This window comes from Streptomyces sp. NPDC004266 (genome assembly GCF_042874095.1).
GTDB lineage: Bacteria > Actinomycetota > Actinomycetes > Streptomycetales > Streptomycetaceae > Streptomyces.
Genome location: NZ_JBIAMM010000002.1, coordinates 398,878 through 423,263 on the forward strand (window position 1 = coordinate 398,878; position 24,386 = coordinate 423,263).

22 protein-coding genes and 2 tRNA genes are annotated in these 24,386 nt (G+C 69.7%); 7 read left to right on the forward strand and 17 right to left on the reverse strand.

The features are described 5' to 3' along the window. The first annotated feature begins 24 nt into the window (after positions 1-24). From ACFYUZ_RS06585 to pknB, 3 genes are all read left to right on the forward strand, one after another. Positions 25-1,467 (forward strand): FtsW/RodA/SpoVE family cell cycle protein, encoded by a 1,443-nt coding sequence (locus tag ACFYUZ_RS06585; protein WP_389306757.1) that lies wholly within the window; start codon positions 25-27, stop codon positions 1,465-1,467. Further along, the gene (locus ACFYUZ_RS06590; protein ID WP_389306758.1) at positions 1,464-2,930 is read left to right on the forward strand and encodes a peptidoglycan D,D-transpeptidase FtsI family protein; all 1,467 of its coding nucleotides are present in this window, start codon (positions 1,464-1,466) and stop codon (positions 2,928-2,930) included. The genes ACFYUZ_RS06585 and ACFYUZ_RS06590 overlap by 4 nt, the downstream gene beginning before the upstream one ends. Positions 2,931-3,085: 155 nt before the next feature. Further along, positions 3,086-5,095 carry a Stk1 family PASTA domain-containing Ser/Thr kinase gene (gene pknB / locus ACFYUZ_RS06595; RefSeq protein ID WP_389306759.1) on the forward strand — a complete coding sequence of 670 codons (2,010 nt, stop codon included), beginning with the start codon at positions 3,086-3,088 and terminating at the stop codon, positions 5,093-5,095. Between the two features lie 82 nt (positions 5,096-5,177). On the opposite strand, the gene ACFYUZ_RS06600 is transcribed toward pknB, so the two are convergent. The 6 genes from ACFYUZ_RS06600 to ACFYUZ_RS06625 all read right to left on the reverse strand — a co-directional run bounded on the left by ACFYUZ_RS06600 (position 5,178) and on the right by ACFYUZ_RS06625 (position 9,475). Beyond that, positions 5,178-5,852, reverse strand: a complete 675-nt coding sequence (locus tag ACFYUZ_RS06600) for a class E sortase (RefSeq protein WP_389306760.1) — start codon at positions 5,850-5,852, stop codon at positions 5,178-5,180. Positions 5,853-5,888: 36 nt separating this feature from the next. Beyond that, the gene (locus ACFYUZ_RS06605) at positions 5,889-7,163 is read right to left on the reverse strand and encodes a class E sortase (protein WP_389306762.1); all 1,275 of its coding nucleotides are present in this window, start codon (positions 7,161-7,163) and stop codon (positions 5,889-5,891) included. Then, positions 7,160-7,798 (reverse strand): aminodeoxychorismate/anthranilate synthase component II, encoded by a 639-nt coding sequence (locus ACFYUZ_RS06610; RefSeq protein ID WP_086830118.1) that lies wholly within the window; start codon positions 7,796-7,798, stop codon positions 7,160-7,162. Before ACFYUZ_RS06610 ends, ACFYUZ_RS06605 begins: the two co-directional genes overlap by 4 nt. Next, a complete protein-coding gene (locus ACFYUZ_RS06615; protein ID WP_389306763.1) occupies positions 7,795-7,956 on the reverse strand; it encodes a hypothetical protein in 162 nt (53 codons plus the stop codon). Before ACFYUZ_RS06615 ends, ACFYUZ_RS06610 begins: the two co-directional genes overlap by 4 nt. A gap of 64 nt (positions 7,957-8,020) precedes the next feature. Beyond that, entirely contained in the window at positions 8,021-8,692 is a 672-nt protein-coding gene (locus ACFYUZ_RS06620; RefSeq protein WP_389306764.1) for a class E sortase, read from the reverse strand. A 15-nt stretch (positions 8,693-8,707) separates the two neighbouring features. Beyond that, the gene (locus ACFYUZ_RS06625; protein WP_389306765.1) at positions 8,708-9,475 is read right to left on the reverse strand and encodes a DUF881 domain-containing protein; all 768 of its coding nucleotides are present in this window, start codon (positions 9,473-9,475) and stop codon (positions 8,708-8,710) included. A 140-nt stretch (positions 9,476-9,615) separates the two neighbouring features. Between ACFYUZ_RS06625 and crgA the strand changes: the two genes are divergently transcribed. Continuing rightward, entirely contained in the window at positions 9,616-9,867 is a 252-nt protein-coding gene (gene crgA, locus ACFYUZ_RS06630; RefSeq protein ID WP_190155471.1) for a cell division protein CrgA, read from the forward strand. 316 nt (positions 9,868-10,183) lie between these two features. Here crgA and ACFYUZ_RS06635 read toward each other — a convergent pair whose 3' ends face one another. Both ACFYUZ_RS06635 and ACFYUZ_RS06640 read right to left on the reverse strand, forming a co-directional pair. Further along, positions 10,184-11,047 carry a rhomboid family intramembrane serine protease gene (locus tag ACFYUZ_RS06635; protein ID WP_389306766.1) on the reverse strand — a complete coding sequence of 288 codons (864 nt, stop codon included), beginning with the start codon at positions 11,045-11,047 and terminating at the stop codon, positions 10,184-10,186. Between the two features lie 22 nt (positions 11,048-11,069). Beyond that, positions 11,070-11,597 carry a peptidylprolyl isomerase gene (locus ACFYUZ_RS06640; protein ID WP_389306767.1) on the reverse strand — a complete coding sequence of 176 codons (528 nt, stop codon included), beginning with the start codon at positions 11,595-11,597 and terminating at the stop codon, positions 11,070-11,072. A gap of 171 nt (positions 11,598-11,768) precedes the next feature. Here ACFYUZ_RS06640 and ACFYUZ_RS06645 point away from each other — a divergent pair, with 171 nt between their 5' ends. Next, positions 11,769-12,473, forward strand: coding sequence for a DUF5324 family protein (locus ACFYUZ_RS06645; protein ID WP_389306768.1), 705 nt, complete (start codon positions 11,769-11,771; stop codon positions 12,471-12,473). A 225-nt stretch (positions 12,474-12,698) separates the two neighbouring features. On the opposite strand, the gene ACFYUZ_RS06650 is transcribed toward ACFYUZ_RS06645, so the two are convergent. The 3 genes from ACFYUZ_RS06650 to ACFYUZ_RS06660 form a co-directional block, all read right to left on the reverse strand. Further along, positions 12,699-13,070, reverse strand: coding sequence for a DUF6344 domain-containing protein (locus ACFYUZ_RS06650; RefSeq protein WP_389306769.1), 372 nt, complete (start codon positions 13,068-13,070; stop codon positions 12,699-12,701). Positions 13,071-13,295: 225 nt separating this feature from the next. Beyond that, positions 13,296-14,411 (reverse strand): acyltransferase family protein, encoded by a 1,116-nt coding sequence (locus ACFYUZ_RS06655; protein WP_389306770.1) that lies wholly within the window; start codon positions 14,409-14,411, stop codon positions 13,296-13,298. 269 nt (positions 14,412-14,680) lie between these two features. Beyond that, positions 14,681-14,753 (reverse strand) — tRNA-Ala (locus ACFYUZ_RS06660). Between the two features lie 129 nt (positions 14,754-14,882). Between ACFYUZ_RS06660 and ACFYUZ_RS06665 the strand changes: the two genes are divergently transcribed. Both ACFYUZ_RS06665 and ACFYUZ_RS06670 read left to right on the forward strand, forming a co-directional pair. Next, the gene (locus tag ACFYUZ_RS06665; RefSeq protein ID WP_356902390.1) at positions 14,883-15,431 is read left to right on the forward strand and encodes a DNA-binding protein; all 549 of its coding nucleotides are present in this window, start codon (positions 14,883-14,885) and stop codon (positions 15,429-15,431) included. Positions 15,432-15,495: 64 nt separating this feature from the next. Then, positions 15,496-16,818 carry a serine/threonine-protein kinase gene (locus tag ACFYUZ_RS06670; RefSeq protein WP_389306771.1) on the forward strand — a complete coding sequence of 441 codons (1,323 nt, stop codon included), beginning with the start codon at positions 15,496-15,498 and terminating at the stop codon, positions 16,816-16,818. A gap of 49 nt (positions 16,819-16,867) precedes the next feature. Here ACFYUZ_RS06670 and ACFYUZ_RS06675 read toward each other — a convergent pair whose 3' ends face one another. From ACFYUZ_RS06675 to gyrB, 6 genes are all read right to left on the reverse strand, one after another. Beyond that, on the reverse strand, positions 16,868-18,175 hold the full coding sequence (locus ACFYUZ_RS06675) for a hypothetical protein (RefSeq protein WP_389306772.1): 1,308 nt from the start codon (positions 18,173-18,175) through the stop codon (positions 16,868-16,870). A 184-nt stretch (positions 18,176-18,359) separates the two neighbouring features. Next, complete coding sequence (locus tag ACFYUZ_RS06680; protein WP_003958712.1) at positions 18,360-18,494, reverse strand: DLW-39 family protein; 135 nt, start codon at positions 18,492-18,494, stop codon at positions 18,360-18,362. 146 nt (positions 18,495-18,640) lie between these two features. Beyond that, positions 18,641-18,714, reverse strand: a tRNA-Ile gene (locus ACFYUZ_RS06685). A 99-nt stretch (positions 18,715-18,813) separates the two neighbouring features. Further along, positions 18,814-19,374: a DUF3566 domain-containing protein gene (locus ACFYUZ_RS06690; RefSeq protein WP_389306773.1), complete on the reverse strand. Its 561-nt coding sequence runs from the start codon at positions 19,372-19,374 to the stop codon at positions 18,814-18,816. Positions 19,375-19,479: 105 nt separating this feature from the next. Then, the gene (gene gyrA, locus ACFYUZ_RS06695) at positions 19,480-22,074 is read right to left on the reverse strand and encodes a DNA gyrase subunit A (protein ID WP_389306774.1); all 2,595 of its coding nucleotides are present in this window, start codon (positions 22,072-22,074) and stop codon (positions 19,480-19,482) included. 41 nt (positions 22,075-22,115) lie between these two features. Next, complete coding sequence (gene gyrB / locus ACFYUZ_RS06700; RefSeq protein ID WP_389306775.1) at positions 22,116-24,146, reverse strand: DNA topoisomerase (ATP-hydrolyzing) subunit B; 2,031 nt, start codon at positions 24,144-24,146, stop codon at positions 22,116-22,118. Positions 24,147-24,386: the final 240 nt, after the last annotated feature.

Genomic DNA, 24,386 nt, shown 5'->3' on the forward strand with positions numbered 1-24,386 from the left:
ACCCGTAGGGGGCCTTTCACCACCATGAGCGTTGTCACCAACACGACCACCATCGGCGCGATCGAGGCGCCGAGCCGCCGCAACACCGAGCTGGCGCTGCTCGCGTTCGCCGTCGTCATCCCGGTGTTCGCGTACCTCAACGTGGGCCTGGCCATCGACGGCAAGGTCCCGGCCGGAATGGCCGGGTACGGCCTCGGCCTGGCGCTGCTCGCGGGCGTCGCGCACCTCGTGGTGCGCAAGTGGGCCCCGTACGCGGACCCGCTGCTGCTGCCGCTGGCGACCCTGCTGAACGGCATGGGCCTGGTGCTGATCTGGCGTCTCGACCAGTCGCCGCGGCTGATCTCCCTGGCGAAGCGCACGTACGGCGCGTTCAGCGAGTCCGCGCCGAACCAGATGATGTACTCGGCGATCGGCATCGCCATGTTCGTGGGCGTGCTGTTGCTGCTCAAGGACCACCGCGTCCTCCAGCGCTACACGTACATCTCCATGGTCGCGGCCCTCGTCCTCCTGCTGCTGCCGCTCGTCCCGGGCCTCGGCGCGGACGTCTTCGGCGCCAAGATCTGGATCCGTATCGGCGGCTTCTCGATCCAGCCCGGTGAGTTCGCCAAGCTGGTCCTCGCCGTGTTCTTCTCCGGCTACCTGATGGTGAAGCGGGACGCGCTGGCGCTGGCCAGCCGCCGTTTCATGGGGCTCTACCTGCCGCGCGGCCGTGACCTCGGCCCGATCCTGACGATCTGGGCGGTCAGCCTCCTCATCCTGGTCTTCGAGAACGACCTCGGTACCTCGCTGCTGTTCTTCGGCATGTTCGTGATCATGCTGTACGTGGCGACCGAGCGGACCAGCTGGATCGTCATGGGTCTGCTGATGGCCGTGGCGGGTGCGGTGGTCGTCGGCTCGACGGCGAGCCACGTGCAGTCGCGTGTCCAGGCCTGGCTCGACCCGTTCGAGTGTCTGAAGACGGCGCCGCCCAACTCCAACATGGCGTACGCGTGTGACCAGATGACGCAGGTGCTGATGTCGTTCGGTTCGGGCGGCATCCTCGGCACCGGTCTCGGCCAGGGCAATTCGGACCTGGTCCAGTTCGCCGCGAACTCCGACTTCATCTTCGCCACGGTCGGCGAGGAGCTCGGCCTGACCGGCGTCATGGTCTTCCTGCTCTTCTACGGCCTGATCATCGAGCGCGGCATCCGCACCTCCCTCGCCGCCCGCGACCCCTTCGGCAAGCTGCTGGCGATGGGCCTGTCCGGCGCCTTCGCACTGCAGGTCTTCGTCGTCGCCGGCGGTGTGATGGGTCTCATCCCGCTCACCGGTATGACCATGCCGTTCCTCGCGTACGGCGGTTCCTCCGTGATCGCCAACTGGGCCCTGATCGGCATCCTCATCCGGATCAGCGACACCGCGCGCCGTCCCGCGCCCGCGCCCGCCCCGTCCCCCGACGCCGAGATGACCCAGGTGGTCCGTCCGTGAACAAGCCGCTGCGGCGGGTCGCGATCTTCTGCGGCCTGCTCGTCCTCGCCCTGCTCCTGCGGGACAACTGGCTCCAGCTCGTCCGCGCCGACGAGCTGAACGCGCACCCCAAGAACCGGCGCGTGCAGATCGAGCGGTACTCGAACCAGCGCGGCAACATCATCGTCGACGGCAAGCCCATAACGGGCTCCGTCGACTCGGGCGACAAGTTCTACAAGTTCAAGCGGACCTACGTGGACGGCCCCATGTGGGCCCCGGTCACCGGGTACGCCTCGCAGGCCTACGACGCCAACCAGATCGAGAAGATCGAGGACGGCATCCTCACCGGCAACGACGACCGGCTCTTCTTCGACCGCACCCTCGCCATGTTCACCGGCGAGAAGAAGAAGGGCGGCGACGTCGTCACCACCCTCAGCGGCGCCGCGCAGAAGGCCGCCTACGAGGGGCTCGGCAGCAAGACCGGCGCGGTCGTCGCCATCGAGCCGAAGACCGGCAAGATCCTGGCGATGGCGTCCACGCCCTCGTACGACCCCTCCACCTTCGCCGGCTACTCCGGCAAGGACGAGAAGGCCTGGGTCGCGCTGGAGAAGGACAAGAACAAGCCGAAGCTGAACCGCGCGATCCGCGAGATCTACCCGCCCGGCTCCGTCTTCAAGGTCGTCACCGCCGCCGCCGCGCTGGAGAACGGCAAGGTCACCGACATCAACGCGGCGACCGACACCCCCGAGGGCTGGAAGATCCCCCTCTCCAACCGGGAGATGATCAACCACGCCCACGGCTGTGCCAACGCCAGCCTCATCCACGCCCTCGAGATCTCCTGCAACTCGGTCTTCGCGAAGCTCGGCGACGACGTCGGCCGCGACAAGATGGTCGAGACGGCGGAGAAGTTCGGCTTCAACGCCGAGCAGTTCACCCCGGTCCGCTCCTCGGCCTCCGTCTTCGACAAGAACGCCGACCGCGGTGGAAACGCGCTCTCGTCGATCGGCCAGTTCAACACCGCGACGACCCCGCTGCAGATGGCGATGGTCACGGCGGCGATCGCCAACGACGGCAAGCTGATGAAGCCGTACATGATCGACCAGCTGCGGGCGCCCAACCTCGACATCATCAAGCAGACCGAGCCGGAGGAGATGAGCCGCCCGGTCTCGCCGGAGACCGCCCAGAAGCTCCAGCAGATGATGGAGAGCGTCGTCACGAAGGGCACCGGCGGCAACGCCGACCTGAACATGGACGGCGTGAAGGTCGGCGGCAAGACGGGTACGGCCCAGCACGGCGAGAAGAACGCCAAGCGTCCCTACGCCTGGTTCATCTCGTACGCGAAGACCGCCGAGGGCTCCCCGGTCGCGGTCGCGGTCGTCGTCGAGGACTCGGCCGGCACCGACCGTGAGGACATCACCGGTGGCGGTCTGGCCGCCCCGATCGCCAAGGCCGTGATGAAGGCGGTCATCAAGACCCGGAGCTGACCACCGGACCCCGCACGGGTCAGGTACCGGTCAGGTATCAGCTACCGGCCCCGGGCGGAACGCCTTCCCGGGGCCGGTAGCGTATGCGCGAACAGCACACACCGCCGGACCACCCATGGGTGCGGTCGGGACAGACGGAGAGGGCTGGATTAGCTATGGAAGAGCCGCGTCGCCTCGGCGGCCGGTACGAGCTGGGCCCGGTGCTCGGCCGTGGTGGCATGGCCGAGGTGTACCTCGCCCAGGACACCCGGCTCGGCCGCACCGTCGCCGTGAAGACGCTGCGGGCCGACCTGGCCCGCGATCCGTCCTTCCAGGCCCGGTTCCGCCGTGAGGCACAGTCCGCCGCCTCGCTGAACCATCCGGCGATCGTCGCGGTCTACGACACCGGCGAGGACTACGTCGACCAGGTCTCCATCCCGTACATCGTGATGGAGTACGTCGACGGGTCGACCCTGCGTGAGCTGCTGCACTCCGGGCGCAAGCTGCTGCCCGAGCGCACCCTCGAGATGACGGTCGGCATCCTCCAGGCACTGGAGTACTCGCACCGCGCCGGCATCGTGCACCGTGACATCAAGCCGGCGAACGTCATGCTGACGCGCACCGGCCAGGTCAAGGTCATGGACTTCGGCATCGCGCGCGCCATGGGCGACGCGGGCATGACCATGACGCAGACCGCCGCGGTGATCGGCACGGCCCAGTACCTCTCCCCGGAACAGGCCAAGGGCGAGCAGGTCGACGCCCGCTCCGACCTGTACTCCACGGGCTGCCTCCTCTACGAGCTGCTCACCGTCCGTCCCCCGTTCATCGGCGACTCCCCGGTCGCGGTCGCGTACCAGCACGTCCGCGAGGAGCCGCAGCCGCCGAGCAACTTCGACCCCGAGATCACGCCCGAGATGGACGCCATCGTCCTGAAGGCGCTGGTCAAGGACCCCGACTACCGCTACCAGTCCGCCGACGAGATGCGCGCGGACATCGAGGCCTGCCTCGACGGCCAGCCGGTCGCGGCCGCCGCCGCGATGGGGATGGGCATGGCGGGCGCGCCCGGCTACGGCGGGGGCTACGGCGGCTACCCGCCGGAGGACCAGCCGACCACCGCGCTGCGCCAGGCCGACCCGGCCGGCCAGACGTCGATGATGCCGCCGGTCAACCCGGACGACGGCGGCTACGGCTACGACGACCGCCCCGACCGCCGTCGTGGCGGTGGCCAGAAGAAGTCGAACACCTCGACGATCCTCCTGGTCCTCGCGGGCATCCTGGTGCTCGTCGGCGCGATCTTCATCGGCGTCTCGCTCTTCGACAAGAAGGACGGGCCGCAGAAGGTCACCGTCCCGCAGCTGGTCGGCCAGACGTTGCAGGGCGCGCAGGACCGCGCGCGCAACGTCCAGGTGAAGGTCCAGCAGGCCGGCACCGAGCGCTGCGACCAGCCGAAGGACACGATCTGCCGCCAGGAGCCGGTCGCGGACAACGTCCAGAAGATGGACGTCGACGGCACGATCCAGGTGTACGTCTCCGAGGGCGCCCCGCTCGTCGAGGTCCCGGACGTCGTGGAGCAGTCCCAGGAGCGGGCCGAGCAGAGCCTCAAGGACAAGGGCTTCAAGGTCAAGGTCGAGCAGGAGGAGTCCGAGCAGGACCCCGGCACGGTTCTGAAGCAGAACCCGGACGGCGGCACCAAGGCGGAGCAGAACTCCGAGATCACGATCACCGTCGCGAAGAAGCAGCTGTCGGAGCTCCCCAGCTTCAAGGGCCGTACCTACGACCAGGCCGTCCAGCAGCTCAACGCGATCGGCTTCACGAACGTGACCCAGGAGCCGGTCGACTCGAACGAGCCGGCGGGCACGGTCGTCGACCAGACCCCGCAGGGCCCGTCGAACCAGCCGAAGGACGTCCAGATCACGCTGAAGGTCTCCAAGGGCCCGCAGCAGACCCAGGTCCAGATCCCCACGGGTCTGACCGGCAAGAAGTTCAAGGAGGTCCGGGACACCCTCCAGAACCTGGGCCTCACGGTCGTCCAGGTGGGCTCCGACAAGGAGGACGCCCTCGTCTTCGGCACGAACCCGCCGGAGGGTTCGATGGTCGACAAGAACCAGCCGATCACCGTCAACACCCTGGGTGGCGGCGGCGGGGACCACAACAACGGCAACCCCGGCGGCGGCTTCTTCGGCTGACGCCCGCCCGCACCGGGCACGTGGGAGGCGAGAGCCCCGGCATCCAGGACGGATGCCGGGGCTCTCGCCTCCCATGAACGTTTCAGCGCAGCTCCGCCGGAGGGGTCCGGTCGCGGTCGACCTTCTCCGTGCGCTCCAGTTCGCCCCAGACGATGTAGCGGTAGTCCGAGGTGTACATGGGGGTGCAGGTGGTCAGCGTGATGTAGCGGCCCGGCTTGGTCTTCCCCGATTCCTTGGGGACGGACTGGAGGACGTCCACGTTGTACTTCGTGGTCTCGGGCAGGGTCCTGTAGACCTTGTAGACGTACCAGGTGTCCTTGGTCTCGAAGACGATCGCGTCCCCGGTCCTCACCTTGTGGATGTTGTGGAACTTGGCGCCGTGCCCGTCCCGGTGCGCGGCGAGCGTGAAGTTGCCCTGCTTGTCCTGCGGGAGCGCGGACTTGACCGGGTCGGTGTAGTAGCCGGCGACGCCGTGGTTGAGGACGTCGGTGCCGGTGCCCCTCTTCACCAGGACCTCGCCGTTCTGCATGGCGGGTACGTGGAGGAAGCCGATGCCGTCCTTGGTGTCCAGCGCGCCGGGCCCGTCGGCCCACTGGTCGCGGACCTGGGCGCCGTCCTTGTCGGCGGCGCGGTCGGCGAGGACGTTGGTCCACCACAGGGAGTAGACGACGAAGAGGCCGAGCACCAGGCCCGCCGTGATGAGGAGTTCGCCGAGGAGGCTGATGAGCCCGGCGATCCGGTTGCGCGCGCGTGCCACTAGGTCGTCCCGTCGTCCCGTCCGGAGGTGTGGGTCTCAGCCTACGAGCGCTTCCGGCTTTCCCTTGCTGCGCGGGCGTTCGTCGACCAGCTTGCCCCACACGATCATGCGGTACGTGCTGGTGAACTCCGGTGTGCAGGTGGTCAACGTGATGTACCGGCCGGGGCCCTTGAAGCCGGACTGCTTCGGCACGGGCTCGATCACCGAGACGTTGGAGGGCGAGGTCTGCGGCAGGATGCCGGCCATCTCGTACGTGTAGTACGCGTTCTGCGTCTCGACGACGATCGGGTCGCCGGGCTTCAGCCGGTTGATGTACCGGAACGGCTCGCCGTGGGTGTTGCGGTGGCCGGCCACCGCGAAGTTGCCCTGCTTGTCGGACGGCATGGCCGTCTTGAGCTTGCCCTCGCCGTAGTGGCCGACCATGCCCTTGTCGAGGACGTCGGTCTTGCTGATGCCCTCGGCGATGGGGACGACGACGTCCAGCTTGGGGATGTACATGATGGCGAAGCCCTTGCCGGGCTCGAAGGCCTCGGGCTTCTCGTCCTCGCCGCCCCTGGCCCAGGTGTCCTCGATCTGGGCCTTGGCCCGGTCGGTCTCCTGACCGGCGCGGACGTTCGTCCACCACAGCTGGTAGGTGACGAAGAGGAGCATGACGACGCCGAAGGTGATGAAGAGTTCTCCGACGATCCGGCTGGCGACGACGCCGACGCTCTCCTTGGCGGCGCGGGCGGCCCTCCGGGCCTCCACGCGGGAGAGGGGACGCCCTTCGGCGGCGGACGGCGCCGAAGGCGCGGGGGCGGCGCCCCGGTTCCTGCCCCGGCCACCTTTGGCGGCACGCCGGCGCTCGGCACGCCCGGGCCCCGGGGGCGGCGGCCCGGCGGGGTCCTCCACGGCCTGCAGGGGCATCGTCTCGTCCGGCCGGGCCACCGGAGTCTCTTCCGCCCCGTACGGCCCGTACGGGGGCTCGTAGGGGGCTTCCTGGACGGCGGCTCGGCGGGGCACCGGCTCCTCGTACGGGTACGGCTCGGCGGGCGCGTACGGATCAGCGGGGACGTACGGTTCGGCGGCGGGCGCGTACGACTCGGCGGCCGGTGCGTACGGTTCGGCGGCGCTGTACGGCTCGGCGTTCGGCGCGTACGGCTCGGTGTGCGGCGCGTACGGTTCGGTGTGCGGCGCGTACGGTTCGGCAGCCGGTGCGTACGGCTCGGCGTTCGGCGCGTACGGTTCGGCGGCGGGCGCGTACGGGTCCCCGGGTATCGGCTCCGGTTCCGGACCGTTCGACGGCCGGAACCACGGCGAGCCCGTCGTCACGCGACGGCCTTGCCCACCACCGGAGCGAGCCCCGCCGACCGGCCGACCGCCCCCTTGTCGCCGCACTGCTCCAGCCAGTTGGCCAGCATCAGGTGCCCGTGCTCGGTGAGGACCGACTCGGGGTGGAACTGCACTCCCTCGACGGGCAGTTCACGGTGGCGCAGCCCCATGATGATGCCGTCCTCGGTCCGCGCCGTGACCTCCAGCTCGGCCGGCAGGGCGGCGGGCTCGGCGGCCAGCGAGTGGTAGCGGGTCGCGGTGAACGGCGACGGCAGACCGGCGAAGACGCCCTGGCCCTCGTGCGTGACGAGCGAGGTCTTGCCGTGCAGCAGCTCGGGCGCGCGGTCGACGACGCCGCCGTACGCCACGGCCATCGACTGCATGCCGAGGCAGACGCCGAAGACGGGCACACCGGTGTCGGCGCAGTGCCGGACCATGTCGATGCAGACCCCGGCCTGCTCGGGCGCGCCGGGTCCGGGAGAGAGCAGGACGCCGTCGAAGCCGTCCTGGGCGTGGCTCAGCTCGACCTCGTCGTTGCGGAGGACTTCGCACTCGGCGCCGAGCTGGTAGAGGTACTGAACGAGGTTGAAGACGAAGCTGTCGTAGTTGTCGACGACGAGAATTCGCGCGCTCACTGGCCGTCCACCGTCACATCGTTGAACGGAAGCAGAGGCTCCGCCCAGGGGAACACGTACTGGAAGAGGAGATAGACGACCGCGAGGACCAGCACGATCGAGATCAGCGCCCGTACCCACGCGTTGCCCGGCAGATGCCGCCAGATCCAGCCGTACATGACGTCGACCGCCCCTTCCGTTCGTTACGGGGACCAGAGTACGGGGCGAGAGGGCCGTGGGGGGTCAGCTGCCCAAAGCCTGTGGACGGCCGTCGGTCACCGGGCGGGTGGCGTCGAGGTGCGCCCAGACGATCAGCCGGTGGCTGCTGCCCCACTCGGGGTCGCAGGTGGTGAGGGTGAGATAGCGCCCGGGACCGTCGAAGCCGGACTTCCTGGGGACGGGGTCGACGACGGCGGTGTCGCCGGGGACGGTCCGGTAGGGGCCGCGGTCGATCCGGTAGGTGAACCAGGTCGTGCCGTCGGTGAGGACGACCGCGTCGCCGGGGCGCAGCCGCGGGAAGTCCTTGAAGGGGTCGCCGTGGGTCCGGCGGTGGCCGGCGACGGCGAAGTTCCCGGTGGCTCCGAGGGGGGCGGTGCGGGTGTAGTGGCCGAGGCCCCGCTTCAGGACGTCGGGGCCGGTGCCTTCGAGGACGGGCCATTCCCAGTCGCGGCCGAGCCGGGGGACGTACATGACGGCGAAGCCCTTGCCGGTGACGTACGGCGCCGGTACGCGCGCGGGGGCGGGTGCGGCGGCGACGGGTGTGCCGGCCCACTCCCGCTGGAGGGTGTCGATCTGGGCGGCGCCGGCGCCGGCGGCCTGGACGCCGGTCCAGTAGAGGAGGTAGGCGACGAAGAGGACGACCAGGGCGCCGGCGGTGATGCACAGCTCGTTGAGGGTCCTGACGACGAGGCGCAAGCGGACCTCCCGCTGTCAGCTCACCGGCTTCGCGTAGTGGAGGTCCACTGTGCCCGAGTAGCCGGGAAGAGTCACCGTCCTGTGCTCGTCGACTTTCCAGCCGAGCCCGTACGCCTTGACGTACAGCTGGTAGTTCTGGAGCGCGGGGGAGTCCGCGAGGGCCTTGGTCAGCTTCCCCCGGTCACCGACGGCGGTGATCCTGTACGGCGGGGAGTAGACGCGGCCCTGGAGGATCAGGGTGTTGCCGACGCAGCGCACGGCGCTGGTGGAGATGAGCCGCTGGTCCATGACCCGGATGCCTTCGGCGCCGCCGTGCCACAGGGCGTTGACGACGGCCTGGAGGTCCTGCTGGTGGATGACGAGGTCGTTGGCCTGCGGTTCGGGGTAGCCGGGGGCGGCCTGGGCGTTCGGCGGGGCGTCGTCGAGGGTGACGGTGAGGCCGGAGCCGGAGACCTCGCTGGTCCCGGCCTTCGCCTCCAGCGCGTCGAGTTTCGCGTCCTCCGCGCGCGTGGAGCCGTCGTCCCGGGCGGCGAGGGAGTCGACCTGGGTGCGGAGGGCGGCGGTGGACTCGTCGAGGCCCGCGTTCTTGTGGCTGCGTTCCTCGATGAGGTCGGAGAGCCTCAGGAGCGAGGCGTCGGTCCGGAGGTTGGTGCCCTTGGCGGTGTTGAAGCTCGTGACGAAGATCAGTCCGGCGAGGGCGAAGACGGCAAGGGTGAGCACTCGGACGGGGCGCCACCTCGTGGTGCGGCCCGGCCCTTCGGGAGTGTCGGCGGAATTGCTCAACGTACCCTGATCCCCTTCGGTGCCGCGGAACCACTACGCTAACGGACGCTTGGGGGACGCAGTCGTCCTCCTTCGTCACATCCCGGCGCCAGCCACAGTTCCCTGCGCGGTCACGCAGCGCATCGACAGGAGAGTTCCTCGTGCCGAAGTCACGGATCCGCAAGAAGGCCGACTTCACGCCTCCGCCCGCCAAGGCCACCGCCATCAAGCTGACCAACCGCAGCTGGGTGGCGCCCGTGATGCTGGCGCTGTTCGCCATCGGGCTGGTGTGGATCGTGGTCTTCTACGTCACCGACGGTTCCATGCCGGTCGAGTCGATCCGGAACTGGAACATCGTGGTGGGCTTCGGCTTCATCGCGGCCGGGTTCGGCGTCTCCACGCAGTGGAAGTAGCGGCGGAAGCGGGGGCGGTCCGGGCGATCTAGCGGTCGCACGGTCCGCTCGTCAAGTTCTCCCCCGAGCTTATCCACAGAGTTGTGCACAGCACTGGATAACTTACGAAGATCTGTGGATAACTCGGCGTGAGGTTGACGCCGGTATGACCGGAATCACCCTCGAAGTTATCCACAGCGCCCCTCGCCTCCCTGGAGAAACACCAGGTCAGAGGCGGGGGGCGCAGTCTTTCCCCACGCAGCGGACAGGGCCCGCCACACACTGTGGATAACTCTGGGGAAAGCTCACAGAAGAGCTCTTCCACAGGTGTGCATGCTCAGGTGAGCGCTGCCGAACGGGCGAGCACGATCCCCAGGTCGATCAGGAGCACCAGCGCACAGGCCCCGTACTGCACGAGGTCCCGACGGGTCCGCGGCGCGTGCACCATCGCGTACGCCACCAGCACGCCGGCCACCAGACCACCGATGTGCGCCTCCCACGAGATCCCCGGACGGGTGAACGTGATGAGCAGATTCAGCGCCACGAACAGCAGCGCCGGCCTCATGTCCTGCCGACGGCGCCGGGCCAGCACGATCCAGGCGCCGATCAGGCCGTAGACGATGCCGGAGGCGCCGAGCGAGAACTGGTTCTGCGGGGAGAGCAGATAGGCGAGCGCGGAGCCGGAGAGGCCGGAGAGGAGGCAGAGGGCCGCGTACCGGATCCGCCCGAGCTCGGGCTCGACGATCCCGCCGATCATCCACAGGCCGAGCATGTTGAAGAGGAAGTGCGGGAGCTCCTGGTGGAGCAGGGCGGAGGTCAGCAGGCGGTACCACTCGCCGACCGAGACCCCGACCAGCTCGCCGCTCGGCAGGTACGCGCCGCCGATGAGCGCCAGGTCGTCGACGAGCCGGTCGCCCACCACCTGGACGGCGACGAACAGCGCCAGGTTGATCGCGACGAGGATCTTGGTGACGAGACGCCCGTCCGTCGCCACCCGGCCGCCGGCGAGCGTCCGGGGCTGGTTGGCGTCGGGGGCGTGGCCCGTGCCCGAGCCGCCCCGCACGCACTCGGGGCACTGGAAGCCGACGGAGGCGGAGATCATGCACTGCGTGCAGATGGGCCTCTCGCAGCGGGCGCAGCGGATGCCGGTCTCGGCCTCCGGGTGGCGGTAGCAGCGCAGCAGACCGGGCTGCGTGTCCATGGGAGGTCCCGTCCCTTCCGCCTCAGCGCTTCTCGATCACCACGGACTCGACGGTCACGTCCTGGAGCGGACGGTCGGTGTGCGGGTCGGTCGCGGTGGCCGCGATGGCGTCCACGACCTTCCGGCTCTCCTTGTCCACGACCTCGCCGAAGATGGTGTGCTTGCGGTTCAGCCAGGTCGCGGCGCCGACGGTGACGAAGAACTGCGAGCCGTTGGTGCCCGGGCCCGCGTTGGCCATGGCCAGCAGGTAGGGGCGGTCGAAGAAGAGCTCCGGGTGGAACTCGTCGGCGAACTCGTAGCCCGGTCCGCCCGTGCCGTTCCCCAGCGGGTCGCCGCCCTGGATCATGAACCCCTTGATGACCCGGTGGAAGACCGTTCCGTCGTAGAGCGGGTCCGAGGAGACCTTGCCGGTGGCGGGGTGCGTCCACTCGCGCTCGCCGGAGGCGAGCTCGACGAAGTTGCGGACCGTCTTCGGGGCGTGGAACGGCATCAGCCGCACCTCGATGTCGCCCAGGCTCGTCTTGAGGATCGCGTACAGCTGCTCGGCCACGGTCGCCTTCCGTCCACGTCGTCTCGCGTCATGCCGCGTTGTCTCTGACGTGTCCGATCCTCGCATGCCCCGGATGCCAGCCCCACATGCCGGAGCGCGCTCCGGCGGGCATGATTCCGAAAAGGATGGAAAGGTGAAAAACCGACATCGCCACCGAGGAGGAGGAATCCCGTGACCCGCATGGACAGCGTGCGCGCCGCGACAGATTCGGCGAAGGAGAGCGTCCTGCACGCCGCGGAAGTGGTGGCGCCGTACGCCGAGACAGCCAGGGACCAGGCCACGCACTACGCGCAGGGGGCGCGGTCGTGGGCCGCGCCGAAGCTCTCGAAGGCCGCTCAGCAGGCCCGGGCACAGGCGCGTGTGCAGTACGACTCGTATGTCGCACCGCGGGTACCGCCACGGGTCGACGCGGCCGCACACCGTGCGGCGGTCAAGACCCGCCAGGCCGCCCGTCAGGCGGCCGACTACACCGTTCCGCGCGTCGAGAGCGCGGTCGCCGCGACCGGTCCCGTTTTCGAGGAGGCCGGGTCGCGTTCCACCGCCGCCTGGGCCGCGCTGCGCGGTCAGGTGACGCCGGAGGAGATCCAGAAGATCGTGAGGAAGCACGAGCGTCGGGCCAGGGCCGGACGCCTCGCCAAGGGACTCGCCGTCCTCGGCGTGGTGGTCGGCGGCTTGTTCGTCGCCTGGAAGTGGTGGGACAAGCAGGCCAATCCCGACTGGCTGGTCGAGCCTCCCGCGCCCACCGAGATGGACGAGGACTCCCCGCTGTCGTCCGTCGACGGCGGTGGGACTTCCCTCGAAGCGGAGGCGAAGGCGGAGACCGACGCGGATGCCGCGGCCGCCGAAGAAGCCGCCGAACGCGACGAGCGCCGCTGACCGACCGCCACTCCTGCCGGGGTCCTGCCGGGGCCGTACGGGTCCTGCCGGGGTCCTGCTGGGGTCCTGCTGGGTCGTACCGGGTCCTGCTGGGTCGTACGAGGTCCCGCTGGTTCTGCCGGGGTCGTACGAGGTCCTGCTGGTTCTGCCGAGGATGCGCGGGGTCCTGCCGAGGATGCGCCGGGGCCCTGCGCGTGGGGTGTGGGGAGCGCGTCTCCCCGCGCCCTACGCCGCCGCGGCGAGCGCCAGGTCGGTCAGCGCGGCCGGGTCGGTCTCGACCGAGGCGGTCGACGAGGACCGCTGTCGCGCGGAGGGCGAGGAACCGTGGGCCTCGGCGGCGATGCGCTGCTTGATGGTGGGCGGCAGGGAACGGTCCCCGACGAGCGGCCACCGGCGCGCCCGCTGTGCCGGTACGGGGGCGAGCGCGCGCTCCACGGCGGCGGTGGGGACGGCGGCGGGCGCGGCCGGCTCCTCGGGCTGCTGGACGGCGGGCTGCCCGGCCGCGGCGGCGGTGTTCGCCAGGCCGACGGAGGCGAGGAGGGCGAAGAGGACGGAGATGAAGGCGGTCCAGAACTGCTTGACCTTGGCGGTGGCCATGACCCCTCACTTTCGTGGCGTTCTCGAATGGTTCATTTCGGGTTGCGCGCTTTACGTACTTTCCTCATGATGAGGACGCGCGCCCGAATTGCCCGGAACGCCGCCGCCGTCGCGCAGTTCTTCCGATGAACACCACCCGTCCGGATCAGCGCGAAAGGCCACGCCCCCCGAGCCGGGCGTGGCCTTTCGCGTCGATCCGGGGCCGGCAGGGCCGGGCCCGGGCCGTCAGAGCTGGGCGAGGTGGCGCTTGAGATAGGCGCTCAGAGGCTTCTCGACGAGCTTGTTCACCAGGTACGACAGCACCAGCACCCCGAGGAGCACCAGGCCGAGGAGCGTCCACGGGGAGACGATCTCGCGCGGCGCGAAGTAACTGAAGAACTCCCAGCCGATCACCTCGTGCAGGAGGTACACCGGGTAGGTCAGCGCGCCCGCGACCGACAGCCACTTCCACCGGATGCGGGAGAGCTTGCCGGTGGCGATGAGCGCCATGACGCCGAAGAAGGCGGCGATCAGCACGATCACGGGCCACGCGGCACGCCGGCCGAGGAAGGGCGTGAGGTGCTGGAACTCCTCGATGGTGGGGGCGAGCGAGGCGCAGAAGGAGATGCCGACGACGCCGAAGAGCATCAGGTTCGGACGGAATCGGTACATCAGGTAGAACGCCATTCCGGCGATGAAGAACCAGCTGTACTCGGGGATCAGCAACAGCCGCAGCGGGCCGGGCGGCTGCTTGGCGACGATGACGGTGGCCGCGCCCCAGACGCAGCAGAAGAGCAGGACCCGCTTGTAGGTCAGGCCCCACCAGGCGACCAGGGCGAAGAGGAGGTAGAAGCGGAGCTCCGTGAAGAGCGTCCAGTAGACGCCGTCGACGTGCGGCACCCGGAGGGGCTGCTGAAGCATCGTCAGGTTGGTCAGGATGTCGTTCCACGGGAGGTGGCGGGCGCCACCGGGAATGACCATGACGGTGACGGTGGTCGCGATGACCGCGAACCAGTAGGCCGGATAGAGCCGGATCACCCGCGAGACGAAGAACGCCTTCACGGGCCGGTTCCACGCGCTCATGCAGATGACGAAGCCGCTGATGATGAAGAACAGCTGGACGCCGAGATAGCCGTACGACGTTATTCGGAAGGTCTCCGGGAATATCTCCCTCACCGGCGTCGGCCAGCCACCGCCGCGAGCCGTGTAGTGGTACATGACCACCATGAGCGCCGCCACCAGCCTGATCCCGTCGAGCGCGTGGAGCCGCGGGAGGCGCTTCGTCTCCGGGCTCGGCACGATCGGGGGTTCGGGCTGCGGTATTCGGGCCTTGAGCAGCTCGGGCGACAGCTGGTTCAACACTCGGAAATCCCCACCTAGGTCTGTGGCCGGCGAGCTCACCTGGTTCGCACAGGGTGTCGACTCGGCGCAGTGAGCATAGGTGGCCCACAGAATCCGTACAAGCTTTGACTTGCGTGACGTGCCGCTCGTCGAGTAACGGGTCCGCCCGCCGGGCGAGGGGCTCCGCGCAGGGGCGGGCCGCCCGCGGGCGAGGGCGGCCCGGTGCCGCGCCCGCACGGAAAACGCCCTCCGGCTCCGCGCTTCCGCGGTGCCGGAGGGCATTTCACCGGTGGAGCCTAGGGGAGTCGAACCCCTGACATCTGCCATGCAAAGACAGCGCTCTACCAACTGAGCTAAGGCCCCGGAACAAGGAACAGCGTACCGGGTCACCCCCCATGCCCGGCAAAAGGATTGGGACTCCCCGTGAGCAACCACTCTCCGTAAGATGCTGACCGGGGTTCGCAGTGGCGAACCAAGGGATGGGGAGAAGCAATGGACGCAGCGCAGCAGGAAGCCACGGCAAGAGCCAGAGAGCTTCAGCGCAGTTGGTACGGAGAGCCGCTGGGGGCGCTCTTCCGTCGCCTGATCGACGACCTCGGGCTCAACCAGGCCAGGCTCGCGGCCGTGCTCGGGCTCTCGGCGCCCATGCTGTCCCAGCTGATGAGCGGCCAGCGGGCCAAGATCGGCAACCCGGCCGTCGTCCAGCGCGTCCAGGCCCTCCAGGAGCTCGCCGTCCAGGTCGCCGACGGCAGCGTCAGCGCCGCCGAGGCCACCGACCGGATGGACGAGGTCAAGAAGTCGCAGGGCGGTTCCGTCCTCACCGCCACGGGCCAGCCGAGCACCGGCTCGGGCGGGCCGACCGTGCGCCGGGTGGTCCGCGAGATCCAGTCCCTGTTGCGCTCCGTGGCGGCCGCCGGCGACATCATCGACGCCGCCGACTCGCTCGCCCCGGCCCACCCGGAACTGGCAGAGTTCCTCCGGGTGTACGGCGCCGGGCGCACCGCCGACGCGGTCGCCCACTACGAGTCGCACCAGAACTGACGCGGGTCCGGCGGCCGGCCGGCACCGCGGAGAGCCGACGCACACGGGGAGCGGACGCAGCGCGATGGGTGAGGTCTTCGCTGGTCGGTACGAGCTGATCGACCCGATCGGGCGCGGCGGGGCGGGCGCCGTGTGGCGCGCCTGGGACCACCGGCGCCGCCGTTACGTGGCGGCCAAGGTCCTCCTGCAGAGCGACGCGCACACCCTGCTGCGCTTCGTCCGTGAGCAGGCGCTGCGGATCGACCATCCGCACGTCCTCGCCCCGGCCAGCTGGGCCGCCGACGACGACAAGGTCCTCTTCACCATGGACCTGGTGGCAGGCGGCTCCCTGGCCCACGTCATCGCGGACCACGGGCCGCTGCCGCCCCGCTTCGTCTGCACCCTGCTCGACCAGCTGCTCTCGGGCCTGGCCGCGGTGCACGCGGAGGGGGTCGTGCACCGGGACGTCAAGCCCGCCAACATCCTCATGGAGGTCACCGGCGCCGGGCGGCCGCACCTGCGGCTGTCCGACTTCGGCATCTCCGTGCGCAAGGGCGAACCCCGCCTCACCGAGACCGACCACGTGGTGGGGACACCCGGTCACTTCGCGCCGGAGCAGCTCCTCGGCGCCGAGCCGGACTTCACCGCCGACCTCTTCGCCGTCGGACTGGTCGCGCTCCACCTGCTCAAGGGCCGCAGGCCGGACTCCCGGGCGCTGGTCGAGCACTGGGTCGCGCACGGCACCCCGGGCGCCCCCGAGGGCGTCCCGGAGCCCCTGTGGCAGGTGCTCGCCGGGCTGCTCCAGCCCGATCCACAGGCACGGTTCCGGACGGCCACGGGAGCGCGCAAGGCGCTGAGCGCCGCGGTGGAGATGCTGCCCGAGCCGCGCCCCGGCGAGGAGGCGGTGGAGATCGCCGACCGACTCGGCCCCCTCCCGCCCGGATTCGCCCCGGAAGGCCCCACGGGGCACACGGGCCCCGCGGAGCCCCCGCGCCCCGCCGCCACGAGCCCCGCCGCACCCGCGCCCGCGCCCGTACCGGCGCAGGGACCGCCCGTACAGCCCGTACAGCCGCCGCAGCACCAGCCGTACCCCTCGTACCGGCCCACCGCCCAGGTCGCCCCGGCGTCCCCGCCGCTGCCCGGGCCCTCCGAGACGGGCGGTTTCCCTCTGCCTCCGCCGGTCCCGCGCCCGGCCCCGGTGCCGGCCTTCGAGCAGGTGACCGCCCCCGCGGCGCCGTACGGACAGGCTCCCGGCCGCCCGTACGCCCCTCCCCCCGTCCTGGCTCCCGCTCCCGCCCCGCCCGCCCCCGTACGCCGGCCGGGACCGCCCCCGAAGGTGGCGGTCCCGGTGCTCCTGGTCGCGCTGGTGTGCCTCGCGGTCGGCTTCTGGGCCCTGACGCAGGTCTGACGCGGTTCTGGGGCGGGTCTGACGCGGGTCTGGGGCGGGTCGGGGGCTCTCAGGCCCGTCGACGGGCCAGCAGGGTCCAGGCCCCGAGTCCGAGGAGCAGCACGGTCCCGGTGCCGATGCCGGCCGTCGCGACGATCGCCATCGTGCCGTCCGTCGTGGCCGACGCCCCCGTGGCGCCGTTCGCCGCGGCCTCCCGGTCGTCCGCCGTCACCGAGAAGATCCCGGGGTCCGCGTCGTACGGGGGAGCCTGCTTCGGGCTGCCCTCGACGTTCACCCGGAGCGTCAGCGGCACCGGCTTGTCGCCGTACTCGGCGGCGACCTCCGGGCTCAGCGTCGCCGACAGGTAGTACCAGCCGGCGAACCGCATGCCGCTGGTGGCCTCCTGGTACGACGTGCGGTTCTCGTGGGCGACCGGCCGCAGCGGGTCGAGGGCCAGGGTGGCGGGCTTCCCGTCGTAGCTGACCGTGTCCATGTCGACGAAGCCGAGGGCCGGGTTGTCGAGGGAGAGGGTGAGCGCGTTGCTCACCGAGTCCCCCTCGGTGCCGCTGCCCAGTTCGGCGCCGGCGAAGAGCTGCTGCCCCCAGTCCACGGGCACCCGGTAGAAGAGGGTCTGGCCGGGCCGGATGTCCGCCCGCCACTCGCCCTCCCGCAGCGCGACGGCCTCGTGGAACCCGGCGCCTCCCTGCCGCCTCTGCTGTCCTCCGGCCGGCGGCGCGGGCGTGCCCGAAGGCCAGGCCTCGGGGAGGGCGGTGGGGCCGGCCTGCGCGAGGAGGGGCTCGGTGACGTACCGGAGCTCCAGCTCCCAGTCGTCCGGGGTGGAGGTCGCCGCCGAATCGCGCTCGACGAGCACGTAGTGGGCGCCCTGCTTCTGGCAGCTGGAGGAGTCCGGGTCGACGATCCGGCGGGCGTAGGCGGCGAGCGGCCTGGCGTACTGCCCGGAGCCGAAGTCGACCTGCTGGTGGCCGCAGTCGGCTCCGGTGTTGTCCTGGATGCCGACCGTGAAGCCGTCGCCGTACTCGACCTTGCCGCCGGGCTTGGGGACGGCGACGACGGAGACGTACGTGTTCCGCTTCGTGTCGAGGTCGACCCGGTAGTAGACCTTGCCGTCCTTCCCCAGGGTGTCGCGGTACGTCCGGCCGGTCTGCAGGGTCTTCGCGTCGAGGCTGGAGGCGGCGCCCCGGATCCGCTGGGCCGAGCCGTCGAAGGCGTACGGCGGTACGGCCGTCCCCCCGGCGTCGCGGGCGTCCTGGACGGCCTGGGCGGGCAGGGCCGTCGCCGCGCCCACCGCCGCGGCCGCCGCGATCAGGGCTCCCGCCCTCCGGCCGATCCCGGCCCGCCTTCCGGCCTGCGTGCTCACGCGTCTCTCCGTCCGTTCCCGCCCTGCGGTGCCGGTCCATCCTGCCCCTCACCGGACCGCCGCACGATGAATTTGCGTGAGCAAGCACACAATTCGCTCAAGTGAATTCGGAGGGAGGGGCGAGACGCAGTGAAGCCCCGGTCCGCTCACGCGGCCGGGGCTTCACCCACAGAGTGTGTGTCGCTCAGACACCGGAACCTGCGGGCACGGAGTCGGTCGCCTCCGTCCACAGGTCCTGCTCGGCGCGATCCGCCTGGATCTGGCGGTACACGAGGAGCCCGCCGATGGCGGCCAGTGCGACCAGGAGAAGCTTCTTCACCGCGCGACCTCGTCTTTCGTTGACGTAGGAGACTTCTGACGCCCACTCTACACATCGACCGATACCGATCGGTGACCTGTGCGGGCTTCAAACCTCACACAAACAGATCGACCCGGATGGAGTACCATCCGGGCCGATCCGATCTGTGGGGCTAACAGGATTTGAACCTGTGGCCTCATCCTTATCAGGGATGCGCTCTAACCAACTGAGCTATAGCCCCGCCGCGCTTTGCGGTGTGTGTCCCGCGCGCTGACTCCTGAACATTAGCGCACGTGGGGGCCAGTCCCAAAATCGGTTCCCGGGGCCGGCCCCACGCGGGCTACTCGTCCTCCGCCAGCGTGAGCTCCACACCGCCCACGAAGCCCGCCGACAGGTTGTAGATGAAGGCGCCCAGCGTCGCGAGGGCCGTCATCAGAACCACGTCGATCACGGCGATCACCGAGGTGAACATCAGGACCCGCGGCAGCGACAGGAACGACTGCAGGTCGAAGCCGTTGGACTCGTTCGAGCCCGTGGCCTCGCTGATCGTGCCGCCGACCGTCGAGAAGACGCCCATGGCGTCCATGACCATCCACAGCACCGCGGCGGCCACGACCGTGCAGATGCCCAGCGCGATGGAGAGCAGGAAGCTCACCTTCATGACCGACCACGGGTCGGCCTTGGCCACCCTCAGCCGCGCCTTGCGCGTCCGGGGCGTCGTGCTCGCCCCGGTCCGCGGCCGGCGCACGGCCCCGGTCTGCCCGCCCTGCGTACCGCCCGCAGGCGTGCCGTACGCCTGCGGCGGATGGTAGGGCCCTCCCGGCTGCCCCTGGGGGCGCTCGCCGGGCAGTGGCCCGTTGTACGTGTCGTACGAGGGCTGCTGCCCCCGAGTGTCCGTCACCGCAACCCCCTGGGAGTCCGTGGCGGAACCACGGGCACCGTTCGCTCCAGCACCAGCAGAAGCTCCGGCAGCCGCCGATCCGGCGCCCGTGGCTCCACTCACGCTCTACTCCTCGTGCTCCCCGGTCGAGGGCTCCGTGCCCTCGACCGCCTCGACCTCGGCCGCCTCCACGGCGCCCTCGGCGTCGTCGACGTCCTCGTCGTCGCCACCGGCCTCGGCGTTCCGTGCGATGCCGACGACGGCATCGCGCTTGCCCAGGTTGATCAGCTGGACGCCCATGGTGTCACGGCCGGTCTCCCTGACTTCATTGACTCGCGTACGAATCACACCGCCGGACAGCGTGATGGCGAGGATCTCATCCGTCTCCTCGACCACCAGCGCGCCCACGAGCGAGCCGCGGTCCTCCACGATCTTGGCGGCCTTGATGCCGAGGCCGCCACGCCCCTGGACGCGGTACTCGTCGACGGGGGTGCGCTTCGCGTACCCGCCGTCGGTCGCGGTGAAGACGAAAGTACCGGGCCGGACGACATTCATCGAGAGAAGCTCGTCGTCCTCGCGGAAACTCATCCCCTTGACGCCCGAGGTGGCGCGTCCCATCGGACGCAGCGCGTCGTCGGTCGCGGTGAAGCGGATCGACTGCGCCTTCCGGGAGACGAGCAGCAGATCGTCCTCGGAGGAGACCAGCTCGGCGCCGATCAGCTCGTCGTCGCTGCCGTCCTCGCGCTCCCGCAGGTTGATCGCGATGACACCGCCGGAACGCGGCGAGTCGTAGTCCTTCAGCGCGGTCTTCTTCACCAGACCGGCCTTGGTGGCGAGCACCAGGTACGGCGCGGCGTCGTAGTCGCGGATCGCCAGGATCTGGGCGATCTGCTCGTCCGGCTGGAAGGCCAGCAGGTTGGCCACGTGCTGGCCGCGGGCGTCCCGGCCGGCGTCCGGCAGCTCGTACGCCTTGACCCGGTAGACCCGGCCCTTGTTGGTGAAGAAGAGCAGCCAGTGGTGGGTGGTGGAGACGAAGAAGTGGTCGACGATGTCGTCCTGCTTCAGCTTCGTGCCGCGCACGCCCTTGCCGCCGCGCTTCTGCGAGCGGTAGTCCTCGGTCTTCGTCCGCTTCACGTAGCCGCCGCGCGTGATGGTGACGACGATGTCCTCCTCGGCGATCAGGTCCTCGATGGACATGTCACCGTCGAAGGGCACCAGCTTGGAGCGGCGGTCGTCGCCGAACTTCTCGACGAGCGCGGCCAGCTCCTCGCTGACGATCGCGCGCTGCTTCTCCGGCGAGGCCAGGATCGCGTTGTACTCGTCGATCTTCGCCTGGAGCTCGTCGTGCTCGGCGACGATCTTCTGGCGCTCCAGGGCGGCGAGCCGGCGGAGCTGCATCTCCAGGATCGCGTTCGCCTGGATCTCGTCGATCGAGAGCAGGTCCATCAGGCCCGTGCGGGCGACCTCGACCGTGTCGCTGCGGCGGATGAGCGCGATGACCTCGTCGATCGCGTCGAGGGCCTTGAGCAGACCGCGCAGGATGTGGGCGCGCTCCTCGGCCTTGCGCAGCCGGAACTTGGTCCGGCGGACGATGACCTCGATCTGGTGCGTCACCCAGTGGCGGATGAACGCGTCGAGCGAGAGGGTGCGCGGCACTCCGTCGACGAGCGCCAGCATGTTCGCGCCGAAGTTCGTCTGCAGGTCGGTGTGCTTGTACAGGTTGTTGAGGACGACCTTGGCGACGGCGTCGCGCTTGAGCACGATGACCAGGCGCTGGCCGGTCCGGGACGAGGTCTCGTCGCGGACGTCGGCGATGCCGCCGATCTTGCCGTCCTTCACCAGGTCGGCGATCTTCTGCGCGAGGTTGTCGGGGTTGGTCTGGTACGGAAGCTCCGTGACCACCAGGCACTGGCGGTTCTGGATCTCCTCGACCTCGACGACCGCGCGCATCGTGATCGAGCCGCGGCCGGTGCGGTACGCCTCCTCGATGCCCTTGCGGCCGACGACGAGCGCGCCGGTGGGGAAGTCGGGTCCCTTGATCCGCTCGATCAGCGCGTCGAGGAGCTCCTCGTGGCCGGCCTCGGGGTGCTCCAGGGCCCACTGGGCGCCGGCCGCGACCTCGCGCAGGTTGTGCGGCGGGATGTTGGTGGCCATGCCGACGGCGATGCCGGCGGAGCCGTTGACCAGCAGGTTCGGGAACCGGGCCGGGAGGACCGTCGGCTCCTGGTTGCGGCCGTCGTAGTTGTCCGTGAAGTCGACGGTCTCCTCGTCGATGTCGCGGAGCATCTCCATCGACAGCGGCGCCATCTTGCACTCGGTGTAGCGCATGGCGGCGGCCGGGTCGTTGCCCGGGGAGCCGAAGTTGCCGTTGGAGTCGACGAGCGGCAGGCGCATCGACCAGGGCTGGGCGAGGCGGACGAGCGCGTCGTAGATCGAGGAGTCGCCGTGCGGGTGGTACGTGCCCATGACGTCGCCGACGACGCGGGCGCACTTGTAGAAGCCCTTCTCGGGCCGGTAGCCGCCGTCGTACATCGCGTAGAGCACGCGCCGGTGGACGGGCTTGAGGCCGTCCCGTACGTCGGGCAGCGCGCGGGACACGATGACGGACATCGCGTAGTCGAGGTACGAGCGCTGCATCTCGGTCTCGAGCCCGACGGGCTCGATCCGCAGCACGGGCTCCTGCTCTTCGGTGGTGCCGGTCGGCGTGTTTTCGTCGGCCATTGCTGGTCGTCAGTCCTTTCGTACGGTCAGCTGAGACCGACTCAGATGTCGAGGAAGCGAACGTCCTTGGCGTTGCGCTGGATGAAGGAGCGCCGTGCCTCGACGTCCTCACCCATCAGCACCGAGAACAGGTCGTCGGCCTGGGCGGCGTCGTCCAGGGTGACCTGGCCGAGCACGCGGTGCTCGACGTCCATGGTGGTGACGCGCAGCTCCTCGGCGTTCATCTCGCCGAGACCCTTGAAGCGCTGGATCGAGTCCTCGCGGATCCGCTTGCCGTTCTGCTTGCCGAGCTCGACGAGCGCGTCCCGCTCCCGGTCCGAGTAGGCGTACTCGAAGTCGTCCCGGCCCCACTTGATCTTGTAGAGCGGCGGGCGGGAGAGGTAGACGTGCCCGGCCTCGACCAGCGGCCGCATGAAGCGGAAGAGGAAGGTCAGCAGCAGGGTGTTGATGTGCTGGCCGTCGACGTCGGCGTCCGCCATCAGGATGATCTTGTGATAGCGGAGCTTCTCGATGTCGAAGTCCTCGTGCACGCCGGTGCCGAAGGCGGAGATCAGCGCCTGGACCTCGGTGTTCTGCAGGATCTTGTCGATCCGCGCCTTCTCGACGTTCAGGATCTTGCCGCGGATCGGCAGGATGGCCTGGTACATCGGGTTGCGGCCGGACTTGGCCGAGCCGCCGGCGGAGTCGCCCTCGACGATGAAGATCTCGCACTTGGACGGGTCGTTCGACTGGCAGTCGGAGAGCTTGCCCGGCAGCGACGCCGACTCCAGGAGGCCCTTGCGGCGGGTCAGGTCGCGCGCCTTGCGCGCGGCCACGCGCGCGGTGGCGGCGGTGATGCCCTTGCGGATGATGTCCGCGGCCTCGACCGGGTTGCGGTCGAACCAGTCCGTGAGGTGCTCGAAGACGACCTTCTGGACGAAGGTCTTCGCCTCGGTGTTGCCGAGCTTCGTCTTGGTCTGGCCCTCGAACTGCGGCTCGCCGAGCTTGATCGAGATGATCGCGGTCAGACCCTCGCGGATGTCGTCGCCCGTGAGGTTGTCGTCCTTCTCGCGGAGCAGCTTCTTCTCGCGCGCGTACTTGTTGACGAGCGTCGTCAGCGCGGCGCGGAAGCCCTCCTCGTGCGTACCGCCCTCGTGGGTGTGGATCGTGTTCGCGAAGGAGTACACGCCCTCGCTGTACGAGGAGTTCCACTGCATCGCGATCTCGACCGAGAGCAGGCGCTCCTTGTCCTCGGCCTCGACGTCGATGACGGTGGGGTGGATCAGGTCGCCCTTGCGCGAGTTGAGGTACTTCACGAAGTCGACGATGCCGCCCTCGTAGTGGTACGTCACCGTGCGCGCGGTCGGCTCGGCGGCGGCCTCGGCGTCCGGGTCGTCGGCGCCCACCGTGGCCTTCGCGGACTCGCGCTCGTCGGTGAGCGTGATCGTCAGGCCCTTGTTGAGGAAGGCCATCTCCTGGAAGCGGCGCGAGAGCGTCTCGAAGGAGTACTCGGTCGTCTCGAAGATGTCCGGGTCGGACCAGAACGTGACCGAGGTGCCGGTCTCGGAGGTCTCCTCGTGCTGGGCGAGGGGCGCGGTGGGGACGCCCATCTTGTAGTCCTGCGTCCAGCGGTGGCCGTCCGTCTTGATCTCGACGGAGACCTTGGTGGACAGGGCGTTCACGACCGACACGCCGACACCGTGCAGACCGCCGGAGACGGCGTAGCCGCCGCCGCCGAACTTGCCGCCCGCGTGCAGGACCGTCAGCACGACCTCGACGGCCGGCTTGCCCTCGGACTCGACGATGCCGACGGGGATGCCGCGGCCGTTGTCGACGACGCGGACGCCGCCGTCGGCGAGGATCGTCACGTCGATGGTGTCCGCGTGACCGGCCAGGGCTTCGTCGACCGAGTTGTCGACGACCTCCTGCACCATGTGGTGCAGACCGCGCTCACCGGTCGAGCCGATGTACATGCCAGGGCGCTTGCGCACGGCATCCAGGCCTTCGAGGACCTGGATGTTGCTGGCGGTGTACTGGTTGTTCTCGTTGGGGTTGCCGGAATCGGCCACGAAGCGCCCTTTCTGGCACAGCACAAGCCGTTCTCCGGGCATACGGGAGCGGCTGCGTCGTTCGACATGTTCCGCAGGGTGGCGGGATTGTCTTCCAGTCTACCGGTAGCGCCGACAGTCATGGGGGTTTGCCGGTACCTGAATGCGCATGTGCCGCCCTGAGCGGGAGCGAGACGACTCCCCATATCCGGATAGGGGCTCCAGAGGCCCCAGACGGCCACCCAGCGCTTCGGGCGGTGACCGGTTGTGGGCAACCGGTCCGCC

What these genes read in the sequence shown, in the direction of transcription:
- ACFYUZ_RS06635 (WP_389306766.1), bottom strand. Translation starts at nt 11,047, where the DNA reads ATGGACACGCAGCCCGGTCTGCTGCGCTGCTACCGCCACCCGGAGGCC.
- pknB (WP_389306759.1), top strand. Translation starts at nt 3,086, where the DNA reads ATGGAAGAGCCGCGTCGCCTCGGCGGCCGGTACGAGCTGGGCCCGGTG.
- ACFYUZ_RS06670 (WP_389306771.1), top strand. Translation starts at nt 15,496, where the DNA reads ATGGGTGAGGTCTTCGCTGGTCGGTACGAGCTGATCGACCCGATCGGG.
- gyrA (WP_389306774.1), bottom strand. Translation starts at nt 22,074, where the DNA reads ATGGCCGACGAAAACACGCCGACCGGCACCACCGAAGAGCAGGAGCCC.
- ACFYUZ_RS06665 (WP_356902390.1), top strand. Translation starts at nt 14,883, where the DNA reads ATGGACGCAGCGCAGCAGGAAGCCACGGCAAGAGCCAGAGAGCTTCAG.
- ACFYUZ_RS06615 (WP_389306763.1), bottom strand. Translation starts at nt 7,956, where the DNA reads ATGTACGGCTGGATCTGGCGGCATCTGCCGGGCAACGCGTGGGTACGG.
- ACFYUZ_RS06650 (WP_389306769.1), bottom strand. Translation starts at nt 13,070, where the DNA reads ATGGCCACCGCCAAGGTCAAGCAGTTCTGGACCGCCTTCATCTCCGTC.
- ACFYUZ_RS06585 (WP_389306757.1), top strand. Translation starts at nt 25, where the DNA reads ATGAGCGTTGTCACCAACACGACCACCATCGGCGCGATCGAGGCGCCG.